Source organism: Candidatus Flexifilum breve (genome assembly GCF_016713355.1).
In genome coordinates this window covers 114030-127008 of record NZ_JADJPI010000037.1, presented here as the reverse complement: position 1 = coordinate 127008, position 12979 = coordinate 114030, and the positions used below count along the sequence as shown (strand labels likewise).

Annotated in this window: 9 protein-coding genes; 2 read left to right on the top strand and 7 right to left on the bottom strand. The window is 61.8% G+C overall.

Annotation, left to right across the window (positions count from 1 at the left end):
* Positions 1–89: 89 nt before the first annotated feature.
* Together IPK17_RS31480 and xylB are read left to right on the top strand one after the other, a co-directional pair.
* The gene (locus IPK17_RS31480) at positions 90–1904 is read left to right on the top strand and encodes a substrate-binding domain-containing protein (RefSeq protein ID WP_343421695.1); all 1815 of its coding nucleotides are present in this window, start codon (positions 90–92) and stop codon (positions 1902–1904) included.
* Between the two features lie 63 nt (positions 1905–1967).
* Positions 1968–3461, top strand: coding sequence for a xylulokinase (xylB, locus tag IPK17_RS31475; RefSeq protein ID WP_343421694.1), 1494 nt, complete (start codon positions 1968–1970; stop codon positions 3459–3461).
* Between the two features lie 60 nt (positions 3462–3521).
* On the opposite strand, the gene IPK17_RS31470 is transcribed toward xylB, so the two are convergent.
* The 7 genes from IPK17_RS31470 to IPK17_RS31440 all read right to left on the bottom strand — a co-directional run bounded on the left by IPK17_RS31470 (position 3522) and on the right by IPK17_RS31440 (position 12377).
* The gene (locus IPK17_RS31470) at positions 3522–3977 is read right to left on the bottom strand and encodes an Hsp20/alpha crystallin family protein (RefSeq protein ID WP_343421693.1); all 456 of its coding nucleotides are present in this window, start codon (positions 3975–3977) and stop codon (positions 3522–3524) included.
* A 288-nt stretch (positions 3978–4265) separates the two neighbouring features.
* Entirely contained in the window at positions 4266–5141 is an 876-nt protein-coding gene (locus tag IPK17_RS31465; RefSeq protein ID WP_343421692.1) for a DMT family transporter, read from the bottom strand.
* 27 nt (positions 5142–5168) lie between these two features.
* On the bottom strand, positions 5169–7070 hold the full coding sequence (locus IPK17_RS31460) for a protein kinase domain-containing protein (RefSeq protein WP_343421691.1): 1902 nt from the start codon (positions 7068–7070) through the stop codon (positions 5169–5171).
* 82 nt (positions 7071–7152) lie between these two features.
* Positions 7153–8178, bottom strand: coding sequence for a sugar ABC transporter substrate-binding protein (locus tag IPK17_RS31455; RefSeq protein WP_343421690.1), 1026 nt, complete (start codon positions 8176–8178; stop codon positions 7153–7155).
* The gene (locus IPK17_RS31450) at positions 8111–9121 is read right to left on the bottom strand and encodes a serine/threonine-protein kinase (protein WP_343421689.1); all 1011 of its coding nucleotides are present in this window, start codon (positions 9119–9121) and stop codon (positions 8111–8113) included. The genes IPK17_RS31455 and IPK17_RS31450 overlap by 68 nt, the downstream gene beginning before the upstream one ends.
* Before the next feature lie 186 nt (positions 9122–9307).
* Positions 9308–10819 (bottom strand): NADH-quinone oxidoreductase subunit N, encoded by a 1512-nt coding sequence (locus tag IPK17_RS31445; protein ID WP_343421688.1) that lies wholly within the window; start codon positions 10817–10819, stop codon positions 9308–9310.
* A gap of 7 nt (positions 10820–10826) precedes the next feature.
* A complete protein-coding gene (locus IPK17_RS31440; protein ID WP_343421687.1) occupies positions 10827–12377 on the bottom strand; it encodes a complex I subunit 4 family protein in 1551 nt (516 codons plus the stop codon).
* Positions 12378–12979 lie beyond the last annotated feature (602 nt).

The window sequence follows — 12979 nt, the reverse complement described above, 5'->3', positions numbered from 1 at the left end:
CGGCCACCCCGTCCCGGCTGAATTTGCCGTTTGCGGCGGGGTGCGGATAATTCGACGAAATAACATTTGAGGTAAGGCGTCACGCAAACATGAAACAACACCAGTTCAGTCTGATTCTGTGCTTTCTGTTTTGCCTCTGTGCTGCGCCCCTCACTGCCCAAACACCGACCCTGCGCATCGGCGCGCTCATCAAGAACGAGTCCAATCCATTCTTTCTGACCATGGCGGAAGGCTATCGCTTTGCCGCTGCCCGCTACGGCGTCGAGATCGTCATCGGCAGCACGCCGACCGAAGACTCGGCGGACGATCAGCTCGCCCAGCTCGAAACCTGGCTGAACGAAGGCGGCTTTGATGCGCTGATCGTGACGCCCTTCCGTGCGACCAGCCTCAACAGCGCGCTTCAGCAGGCCACCGACCGCGGCATCCCCATCATCAACGTCGACGAGTTGATTCCGGCAGATGCGCTCGACGGCATCACGCTCGCCGCGCAGGTCGCCTCCAACAATGTGCGGGCGGGCGCGCTCGCCGCCGACCTGTTCCTTGACTATCTCGCGCCCGGCGATCCGGTCGCCGTGATCGAAGGCGCGCCGGGCACGACCAGCAGCAGCGACCGGGTGCGCGGTTTCACCGAGGGCGCGCTGTTCGGTCGTCTGAGTGTCGTCGCCAGCCAACCCGCCAACTGGGATCGCGCGCAGGCCTACGATGTCGCGGCGAACATCCTGCAGAGTTTCCCGGATGTACGCGCCATCTTTGCCGCCAATGATGTCATGGCGTTGGGCGCGCTGGAAGCGATTGATGCGGCGGGTCTGGCTGATCAAGTGCTGGTCGCCAGCGTCGATGCCATCCCCGAAGCGCTTGACGCCGTGCGGGCCGGGCGCTTGGCCGGCACGGTCGCCCAATACCCTGATGAGATGGCGATCCTCGCGGTCGAGGCGGCGCTCAAACTGCTGGCAGGTCGCCCAGTTGCGCCGCAGATCGAAGCGCCGGTCGTGATGATCAGCGCGCAGAACGTCGACACGGCTGGAAGTCATCTCGGTGACCCCACGCTCGGTGATCTGCGCATCGGCGCACTCATCAAGAACGAGAGCAATCCCTTTTTCCTGACCATGGCAGACGGTTATCGCCGCGCCGCCGCCGATTATGGGATCGACGTGGTCATCGGCAGCACGCCGACCGAAAATGCCGCCGATCAGTTGGGCATCCTCGAAACATGGATCAACGAAGGCGGCTTCGACGGCTTCGCGGTAACACCCGTCCGCGCGACCAGCATCAACCACGCGCTCGTCACGCTCAGTCAGGCGAACATGCCGCTCGTCAACGTCGACGAGCTAATCCCCGCGGACGCCCTGATGGGCATTACGCTGGAGGCGCAAATCGCCTCGAACAACGTGCGAGCAGGCGCGCTGGCCGCCGACTTGATCGTCAGTCGTGTCGAACTTGAGGCGGAAGTCGCCGTGATCGGCGGCGCGGCGGACACGACCAGCAGCGCGGATCGGGTGCGCGGCTTCATCGAAGGCGTGATGCGCGGCGGCTTGATCGTCGTGGCCAACCAGCCCGCCGACTGGGATCGGGCGCGCGCCACCGAAGTCGCCACCACCCTGCTGCAAAATCAACCCAACTTACGCGCCATCTTCGCCGCCAACGACGAGATGGGTTTGGGCGCTTTGGCAGCGGTCGAAGCGGCGGGTTTGGCGGATCAGGTGCTGGTTGTGAGCGTTGATGCGATCCCCGAAGCAGTGGACGCGGTGCGCGCAGGTCGACTGGCGGGTACGGTCGCGCAGTATCCGGATGAAATGGCCTATCTGGCCGTCGAAGCGCTGATCAAGGTGATCGAGGGTCGCCCAGTCGCGCCCTACATCGAGTCGCCCGTGGTGCTGATCACGGCGGCGACGGTCGGCGGATAAAATTACGGCTTCACCACGGCACGTCGTGGACTTTGCGGTTCAACATTGACTTAGGAGTCAGGCATGTTATTAGGCATCGACGTGGGGACTTCGAGCGTCAAAGCGGTGCTCTTTGACCCGGAAGGCGCGCGCTTACTGGCAACCGCCGCGCACGAATACCCCATTCATCATCCCGCGCCCGACCGCGCGGAACAAAACCCGGAGGACTGGTGGAACGGCGCGGTCTACGCTGTACGCAAAGCGCTGAGCAGCGCCAACGCTAAACCGGAAGCTGTGCGAGCGATTGGTTTGTGCGGGCAAATGCACGGCGTGACGCTGCTGGACGCGCAGGCCGCGCCCATCGGCAATGCGATCATCTGGGCGGATCAGCGCAGCGCCGCCGAGACCGCCGGACTCATCGAGCGCTTTGGCGCGGACAACCTCGCCCAGATCGCCGGGACACTGCCCGCCGCCGGGTTCATGATTTCGACGTTCTCCTGGATGCAGAAGCACGACCCGGAACCGCTGGCGGCCGCGCGGGCCGTCGTGCTGCCCAAAGACTATGTACGCCTCAAGCTGACGGGCGAAATCGCGACCGACATCAGTGACGCAGCGGCGACCGGACTGTTCGACGTGTTAGGGCGCACGTGGTCGGCGCGCATCATCGACGAGCTCGGTCTGCCGAGTGCGATCTTCCCACCTGCACTGGAGTCGTCGGCGCGCGCCGGACGCCTGACCGCCGAAGCGGCGGCGACGCTCGGCCTCAAAGCGGGCATTCCCGTCGCCACGGGCTGTGCCGATCAGCCGGCGCAGGGGCTGGCTAACGGTTTGATCGCCCCGGGACAGGCGTCGGTCACTATCGGCAGCGGCGGGCAGGTGTTCACGCCCATTGTGCCGAACAGTGACGGCAAACTGCGCACCGATCCGCGGCTGCACGTCTTCAATCATGCTGTGCCAGAGATGTGGTATGTGCTCGGCGCGATTCTCTCGGCGGGGCTGTCATTGCGCTGGCTGCGTGACTTGCTCGTCACCGACTATCCCGCCCTGAGCACGGCGGCGGAGCGCGTCAACCCCGGTTCGAATGGGCTGCTCTTTCTACCCTATCTCTCCGGCGAACGCACACCGCACATGGATGCTTACGCGCGCGGCGGCTTCATCGGCCTGACGCACTATCACGGGCGCGGGCATATGGCGCGGGCGATCATGGAAGGCGTGGCCTTTGCCATGCGCGAAGCGCTCGACATCAGCTTGGGCCTCGGCGGACAGGCCGAACGGGTGATCGCGGCGGGCGGCGGCGCGGACAGCGACGTGTGGCGGCACATCCTCGCGGATGTGTTCGGCGTGCCGCTCCAGCGCAGTCTGCTCACCGAATTGACCGGGATCGGCGCGGCGCTCCTTGGGGGTATTGCTGCGGGCGTATACACCGACGCGCAGGACGCCGCCTCGACGGCGCGCTACGGCGCAATCACGGAACCGGATGCTGCGCGACACGCCTACTATAATCAGTTGTATCAGGAATATCAGGCGCTCTACCCAAGCCTGAAAGACAGCTTCCATCACCTCGCGGCATTGGAATAGATTTCCGTATAGCCAACAAAAAAGCGGCGATCCCCGTGGGGATCGCCGCTCTGATGCAGCTTAGTTGAGGTTGCCGTTCGGCACGCGGGTCTTGACTTGAATGACCTTCGGCTGCGCCTGTTCGGCCTTCGGCAGCGTCAGCGTCAGCACGCCGTCTTCATAGTTGGCCTCCGCCTTGCTGAAGTCGATGTTCTGCGGCAGACGCAGGCGGCGTGTGAAGCGCCCGTAGCGGCGTTCCTTGATCAGCGCGCGCTGGCCTTCGCGTTCAGTCGTGGTTTCCGGAATTTCCGCATCGATCAGCAGATAGTCACCTTCCTGCCGAATGTTGATGTTCTCCGACTTCACGCCGGGGAGTTCCGTGGTGATGACGTAGTTCTTTTCGGTCTCGTGCGCGTCAATCGCCAGCAGGTTGCCGACGACACGGCCTTCTTCAGCATACGGACGCCAGTCGTCAAACAGGCGATCCATCGCGCTCTGCATCGCCGCCAGTTCACGGAACGGGTTCCAACGAGTCATTGTGTTTGCCATTTTAGATTCCCTCCAACTCGAACCTGCAATTTCATCATGCTTCCAAGATAAATGAGCTGGATCGGAATGGCGTAAACAGTTTGTATAAACTTCGTAAGAGAGCGAAGTGAGGGAAGGCAGGCACGGTGCTCAAGTCCCCTCTCGACGTTTAGGGCGCATGCGATAAACAGTCGAATATGGAGTTGTAGGGGCGCACGGCCGTGCGCCCCTACGAATAAGCTTTCCGGATAGAGCATTAGATTCAGGGGTGAGGCAAGGCCGATTCCGCAATAATCTCTACAGCGGTTCGGGGACGGCCTTGGTCGCGGGCTGCGGACGGAGCTGCAAAATGACCACGCTGGCCACAATCGACACCGCGCCCAGCCACTGGATCGGCTGCATGCTCTCGTTCAGGAAGATGAGCGCGAGCACGCTGGTCAGAATCGGCTCAAACGAGCTGACAATCGACGCTTTGGTCGCGCCGAGCTTTTGGATGCCGATGTTGAGCGAGAACACGGGCAGCACCGTGCTGATCACCGCCAGCAGCACGAGGTTGACCCACGCATCGACCGACGATGGCACAGTGATTCCGCCGAGCGGCGCGAGGATTAGCAGGGTGATGAGCGTGCCCGTCACCGTCCACGCGCCCGCGCGCAGCGGAGGCAGTCCGCGCAGCAAGCGATTACTCCACAGGAAATACACGGCGACGATCAGCGCGTTGATGAGCGCCGTGATCAGCCCCGGCAGCGCATCTGCCGTGAATCCGGTCTCGAAGCCCGGCGTGCTGAGCACAATGCCGAGGACCGTGAGCGCCAGCGCGACATACCCCGTACTCGACAGCCGCTCTCCGCGAAACAACGAAATGAGCGCGACCATCGTCGGGTACGTATAGAAAATCACGACGTACGTCCCGGCGGGGGTGCGCTGCAGACCGAAGAAAGCGGCAATCGCGGCCAGTGCGAGCAGGCTGCCCAGCACCATCACGGGGAGGCGAGGCACGCGCCCTTCCAGCGGCGCGACCGGACGACGGAGCGCAATCAGCCAGAACAGCGGCACGGCGACCACATAGCGCCACGCCGCGAGATCAATCGGGTCAAGACCACTGGCGAGCAGCGTCTTTGTGAAGATCGGCAAGCACGAGTATCCGGTCGCCGCAAGGAGGATGTAGATCATCGGTTGTCCTGAGAAGTTGACCGATGCTCAGTCGAGGTCGCTTTCCGGCAGTCGCAGCGCGGGCAGGCGAATCGTTTGCGGAACGACGCCGCCGCCCATCAGCTTGACGACCGCATCGACGGCGGCCTGACCGATCATCGGGATATCAATCTGCGCGCCGCCATGCACGAAGAAGTCATCGTCGAGGTAGCCGCGAGTGCGCTCATCCGCGATCAAACCGACAATCGCTGTCTCGTCGGGGGCATAACCAGCGGCAGCTAACTGATCCGCAAGCGGCGCGGCGAGCCGTTGATTGAGCACCAGCACGAGATCAAACTCGACCGTCTGGAGGGCTTCGACAATGGCGGGAAGCTCATTTTCCCATACTATCGAATAATCTGCCACGATTTCCACATTCGGCGCAGCCTCGAGTAGTGCCGCTTGCATCGCCGCACGAATCGCGAGTGCGGTCGGCGTCGAACCATAGTACAGCAGCGCGACGCGCGCCCGTCCGGCAAATTCCTGGTTGGCAATCTCCGCGCCAATTTCGCCGAGAGCCTGCCCCGTGTCGACGGAGACCGGCTCGATCTGCACGCTGTGTTCGAAGGTGGACGAACTCAGGTAAACAACCGGAATGCCCGCCTGAAACGCTTCTTCCAAGGTTGCCTGCGCTTGGGTCGCGCTGCTCAAGTGGCACACGATGAACGCCTGCGCGCCTTCACTCCACGCTGCTTCGACCTGCGCGTTATAGAGAATCGGGTCACGGTCGCTGTTGTAGAGGCGGATCGGCAGTCCATACTCACGAGCGCGCGCGAGCATTTCGGTATTGATCACTTCAAGGTAGCCGCCGCTGTCACTCGCACACGCCAGATAAGCGATGAAACCGGAGCGCGCCTGCGCCTGCGCGATCTCACCGCTGGTCGGCTGCGCGGCGCGGCTGTCGCCGACCTCTCCCATGAGCAGGCCGGGCGTTGCACGCAGGGCGGCGACGGCGGGCTGCACCGGTTGGTTGGCCACCAGCATAAAGGCCAGCAGCGCGCCCACGATGCCCGTCACAACCGCCAGCAGCAGCGCTACCGGACGGCGGCGGCGCTGACGCGCGCGGTGCAGCTCCTGGGTCAGCCGCTGCAAACCGAGCGCGCCCAGCACATCGCTGACCAGTTGGCGCGCGTTAGCCTGCCGGTCGTCGGGCGACTTGGCGAGTGCCTGCCCAAACACCGGGTTCATCGATTCTGGCAGATGCGGATTGATACTGCACGGCGGCGGCGGCAGGTCATGCAGGTGATGGTAGATGAGCGCGAGCATGCCGTTTTCGCTGGGCAAGAACGGCGGTCGACCAGTCAGCGCGTGGTAGAGCACCACGCCGAGCGAATACAAATCCGTGCGGTGATCCAGCTTGAAATCTTGGAGTTGCTCCGGGGACGCATAGAGCGGCGTGCCGATGATCGGCGCTTGCAGCGAATGATCGATCGACACTTCTATCAGGCGGGCTAAACCGAAGTCCGCGAGGTAAGCGTTGCCGTCTTCGTCCAGCAGGATATTGCTCGGCTTGATGTCCCGGTGAATAACACCCTGACTATGCGCGTAATCGAGCGCAGAGGCTACCTGCTTGAAGATGCGTTCAAACTGGAGATTCGTCAGCGGACCGCTCTTGAGCAAATCGCCGAGGGTGCCGCCGCGCATATAGCGCAGTACCAGATAGGCGCGCCCGTCATCGGTCACATCATAATGGTAAAGCGGAACGATGTGCGGGTGTTCCAGCCGCGCGATCACTTTGGCTTCCCGCTCAAAGCGCGCAATCGCCCGGTCATCGCGATCTAGATCCAGACGGAGCACCTTGAGCACCACATCGCGCATATAGGGGTGCTGACAGGCGCGGTAGACCTCGGCAAAGCCCCCCTGACCGATTTTTTCCCCGATCTCAAAATCGGCAAAGCGAATACCGTCCATCACTGCCCCTTTGCGCTTCTGGTTTGGCGTTATAGGTCGGATCACCCTTCGTCGAAACTGATCCGATCCTCGTTGCCGCGTTTCACGGCATAGTCGACTGGCTGTCGGCAGTGATAACTTCGCTCTCAGTAACCAGAATCGTTCGTGGCAGCGTCCCGCCGCCGAGCATTTTGATGACGGCTTCCATCGTCGCGCGGGCTAAGGTTTCCCGGTCAAAGACAATGGTCGCTCGTAGATAGTGTCCTTGTCGCACGTACTGCCGCGCCAGCGATTCGCCGTTCACGCTGAAGATCGCGACCGCCTCTTCGGCAACACCTTGCTCTTCCAACAGCGAAATCACGCCGAACGCGGCAGCATCCGTCACGGCCAGCACGACATCATAGGCAATGTCATTTTCATGCATGTGCAGCGCGATCGCGCGCCCATCTTCCCGGGTGATGCCAGCATGCCGAGCGATGATCTCGGCTTCCGGCGCGACTTGCAGAAGCGCCGCTTCCATCGCCGCGGCCATCATGGAGGAGGATGGTGAACTAGGCAGGTTGATCACGAGCACGCGCGCCCGCCCGCCCATCATAGCGTGGATGTATTCCCCGGCTTCGACGCCTAACTTACGTCCCATCTCTGAACTATCCACGGCGATCACCGCGCCCTCGTCAACTTGGGGCGGCGCATTAAACGCCAGAATGACCCCGCCCGCCGCCGCCGATTGCAGCGTTGGGGCCAACGCCCGGGCGTCGATCTGGCACACGATGAGCGCCTGCGCGCCTTGCCGCCGCGCATCTTCGATCAGTGTGGACTGCAAGTAGCTGTCCATGTGGGCGTCGAAAACCTGATACTCCACCCCGTACTCACGGGCCACATCCCCCATCGCCCGCGCCAGAAAGGTGGTCAATTCGGTTTCCAGTGTGCACGGGATATATCCGATGAACCCGTGGTCGCCCAAGCGTTGGCGGGCTAAGGCAGCTTCCGCATTGCTCGGCATGCTGTCCTCGACCGTTCCCACGACCCCGGACAACAGCTCGTACTGGGCGTCGGTTGTCTCAGCCGCCCGCGACTGCATGACCAGCACCCCCGCGACCACGACGATGAGCAGTAGGCAGGTGAACACGATGCTGGATCGACGGGAGAGGCGCAGTCGCGGCGTGGGCACCAGGCGGCGGGTCGAGCTCCACGGGCGCCAGTACCGGCGTCAGAAACGTGTTCGGCACCGGGACGTTGAGCGCTTCTGCCAGATCCTGAATAAGAGCGACGGCGCTGCTGTAACGATCCTCGGGCGCTTTCTCCAGCGCCTTCATGAGAATGAGATCGACTTCCCGATTCAGAGCCGGGTTGATGCTGCTCGGGCGCGGCGGCGCTTCGCTCACCTGCCGCCGAATCAGGGCCATGACGCCGTCTGCGTCTACCTGAAACGGCGGTCGTCCGACCAAACCGTGGTACACAACCACGCCGAACGAATACAGGTCGGAACGATAGTTGAGCGCATCACTATCGCGGATTTGCTCCGGAGAGGCGTAGAGCGGCGTGCCCACGAGCGTCCCCGACTCTGTCCAACCGAGGGACATTTCCATCAGCTTCGCCAACCCAAAATCGGTCAGGTAAGCGTTGCCCAGTTCATCGAGCAGAATGTTGCCCGGTTTGATGTCACGGTGCACGACGCCGCGCCGATGAGCGTAATCCAGCGCCAGCGCGATCTGCCCGAACATCTTGATCGCGACATCTGGCGGGAGCGCGCCATTCCGTTTGAGGTACTCCCCTAAGGGGCCGCCGCGCATATAGCGCAGCGCAAGATAGGCAAAATCATCCTGCCAGACGCCGTACGCGTGCAGCGGGACGATGTGCGGATGCTCCAACCGGGCGATCACCTCAGCTTCGCGCTCAAAGCGATAATAGGCGTCTTTACGGTCGGGCATGCGCTCATCGACGGGCACAATCTTGAGCGCTACCTCACGCTTCATCGATCCTTGAAACGCGCGGTAGATCTCGCCTGTGCTGCCACGCGCAATCCGTTGATCGATCGTAAAGCTCCCAATTTGGCGACCACGTTCGAGCATCTATATGGCTTTCCGAGCTGGGTAGTGTGCGATGGGCTGGTGGTAGGATTGCTGTAGCGGTATTATAGCACACATTTCAATATTTATTATTCGAATTCCGCAAAAGTGTTGCTAAGTACATAGAAAACAAAAATCCCCTGTCCAATCAGCTCGGACAAGGGATTCGTACTTACAGAGAAAACAGGTTTACGGAATGAGCGCCGACAGCACCACGCGGTCGCTGAGCGCCGTCACGAGGACCGGCAGCACGCCGATCAGCAGCGTGCCCGCAAAGGCGATATAGGTCGCCCAGTTAACGCGGGAAGTCGCGCCCGCTGCCGGGTCGCCCGAACCATCGGTCAGGTACATGTTGACCACGATACGGATGTAGTAGAACGCGCTCACCACGCTGGTCAGCACACCGATGATCGCCAGCGGCACAAGCCCTGCTTCCAGCGTCGCGCGGAAGACGAAGAACTTGCCGATGAAACCACCCGTGAGCGGGATACCCGTCAGGCTGAGCATGAACACTGCCATCATCAGCGCCAGCAGCGGACGACTGCGCGACAGACCGACAAAGTCCTTCAGGTCGGTGCCCGTGCCGTCATCTTTTTCAATGCCCAACGCCACCGCAAACGCGCCGATGTTGGTGAACATATACGCCAGCAGGTAAATCAGCGCCGACTGCACGGCCATGTTCGCGACTTCGGGCGTGCCCGCCGCCGCCACCGCCATGAGAATGTAACCAGCGTGCGCGATGCTCGAATAGGCGAGCATACGCTTGATGTTGGTCTGTGCGAGCGCGACGAAGTTGCCGAGGATGAGAGTCGCCGCGGCGATCAGCCACACCGTGGTCTGCCACGCCGCCGCTACATCACCCACATTGACCACGAGCGTGGGCAAACCCACGACCATGATACGCAGGAGCGCCGCGAAACCGGCCACCTTCGACCCCACGCTCATGAACGCGGTCAGCGGGGTCGGCGCGCCTTCGTAGACATCGGGCGTCCACTGGTGGAACGGGACGACCGCCACCTTGAAGCCGAGGCCGACGAGGATCAGGCCGGAACCGAGGAGCAGCAGCGCAAGCGCCTGCCCTTCGCCCGCCAGCGCCGCGCTGATCGACGCGAACACACCGTCGAGCTGCGTCGTCCCGGTCGCGCCGTAGATCAGCGCCGCCCCGTAGACGAAGAACGCGCTCGAAAACGCGCCGAGGATGAAGTACTTCATGCCGCCTTCTTCGGATTTGAGTTCCGGAGCGCGGAAGGCCGTGAGTACGTACAGCGGAATGCTCAGGAGTTCGAGCGCGACAAACACGACGATCAGGTCGTTCGCCGCACCCATCACCATCATGCCGACGACGGAGAGCAGCATCAACGCGTAGTATTCGCCGCGTTCAATGCCCGCGCGCTTAAGGTAGTCCATGCTCAGCAGGACACCCAGCGCCGCCGCTCCAAGGATGACGATGTTCAGCATCCCCGTAAAGGCATCCGCCCGGTACAACCCGCTGAAGGCGTCGCCATTGTTGTTGAAGACGAGCAGGTTGGCGGCGAAGGCGAACAGGATGCCGCCCAACGCCAACCACGCGGTAGTCTGTTTGCGATCCTTCGGAATGAACAGATCGACCACGAGCAGAATGACCGCCCATGTCGCCAGCGCAATCGCCGGGAGCGCCCCGATCAGGTTCAGTTCCTCAAGGGAGGGAATGTGAAACATCATTTACCCCTTAAGGAAGCTGCGCAACGGTCGGGAAGTGTTCGCGCACGTGCGTGACGAGCGCATTTACGCTGGCATCCATCGTCTGGAAGAACGGCGCGGGCTGCAAACCGATCCACAGAATGGCGATGATCAACGGGATCATCACGGCGATTTCCTGCCAGTGGAGCGGTTCGAGATTTTCGTTTTCCGGCTTGGTCACTTCGCCCATGAACACCTTCTGGAACATGTAGAGCATGTAGACCGCGGCCAGAATGACGCCGAGCGTCGCGAACAAGGCGAAGAAGAAGCCAAGCACATCACTGCCGAACGTCCCCATCAGGATGGTGAATTCGCCAATGAAGCCGTTCAGACCGGGGAGGCCCATGCTCGACAGCGTGACAAACAGGCTGATCCCACCGAGCAGGGGCATGACTTTCCAGATGCCACCGTAGGCGTTGATGTCCTTGGTGTGACGACGTTCATAGAGCATACCGACGAGCAAGAACAAGCCGCCCGTGCTCAGACCGTGGTTGACCATCTGGAGCGTCGCGCCGCTCAGACCCTGCGCGTTGAGCGCGAAGATGCCGAGTACGACGAAGCCGAGGTGGCTCACCGAGGAATACGCAACGAGCTTCTTGACGTCCTGCTGCGCGTAACTCACCCACGCGCCGTAGATGATGCCGATCACCGCGAGCGTCGCGATGATGGGCGCCCACTGCACGCTCGCATCCGGGAACATCGGCAGGCAGAAGCGCACGATGCCATACGTACCCATCTTCAGCAGCACGCCCGCCAGAATGACCGAGCCAGCGGTTGGGGCTTGCACGTGAGCATCCGGCAGCCACGAGTGCAGCGGCCAGATCGGCACCTTAATCGCGAAGGCGATCAGGAAGCCGAGGAACAGGAACGACTGGGTGCTGAACAGACCGTCGCCGGGGAAGACGAGCGTTCCATTTTGCACATTCGCGATGATTTCCGGCAGCGCAAACGTGTTCGCTTGCAGACCGACGTACAGAATCGCCAGCAGCATGAGGATCGAACCGGCCATCGTGTACAGGAAGAACTTGACCGCCGCGTACACGCGCTTTTCCGAACCCCAGATGCCGATCAGGAAGTACATCGGCACGAGCGTGATTTCCCAGAAGATGTAGAAAATCATCAGGTCCTGCACGACGAACACGCCGATCATGGCCCATTCGAGCAGCATCATGAACATGTAGTAGAGCTTCTCGCGACCGCGTTCGTGCAGCACGTGCGCGCGGAACGACGAGAGGATTGCCAGCGGCATGATGAAGGTCGTCAGGATGACGAGGAGCAGGCTCAGGCCGTCAATGCCGACGTAGTAACTGATGCCATAAGTGGGCAGCCAGTCCCACCGCTGCACCATCTGCAAGCCCGGGTTGTTCGGGTCAAAGCCCGCCCACAACAGGAGCGACGCCACAAACGTGACGATGCTCACACCCAATGCCGTCCAGCGAATTTGGCTGGCCTGTTCTTCGCGCATGAACAGGAGGATGGTGAAACCCACCATCGGCAGGAACAACACTAAAGTTATCAGCGAAAATCCGGTAGCATCCATCCAAAAATTCTCCCCGGTGTATTAACCGCGTTGCAGCAGCGGCAGCAGAATGACAATGATGACCAATACCACGCCGATGAGCAGCGTGATGGCATACGTGCGCACATAACCCGTCTGAACGCCGCGCAGACCACCGCTCACCCATTTTGCCAGACGGCCCATCCCGTTGACCGCGCCATCGATGATGCCGAGGTCAATCGGCTTGCTCAACACCTCGCCCACGGCGTTAAAGCCCTTGTAGATGACGGTGTCGTGGACGTAGTCGTGCCAGAAGGCCCAGTCGAGCGTGTCGGCGAAGAAGCGCGAGAGCGCGTTAAACGGCCGTTCGAACAGGCGATTATAGGTTTCATCCCAGTAGAGCTTGGCATTCGCCAACCGCCACATGCCCGCCGTTTCCTGACGGAGCGCCAGCGGATCGCTGTTGTTGACGACCGCCTTGTTCCGTCCGTAGATGCGGGAAGCCAGCACCATCGCGCCCAGCGCCAGAATGAGCGCGGTGACCGCGATGCCCAACTGGAAAGCGCCCGCGTGGGCGTTCTGCACGGATTGCGCCAGCCAGTCGGTGAAGCGGTGCGCCCCGAACAGGCTGTCGAGGCCGAGGA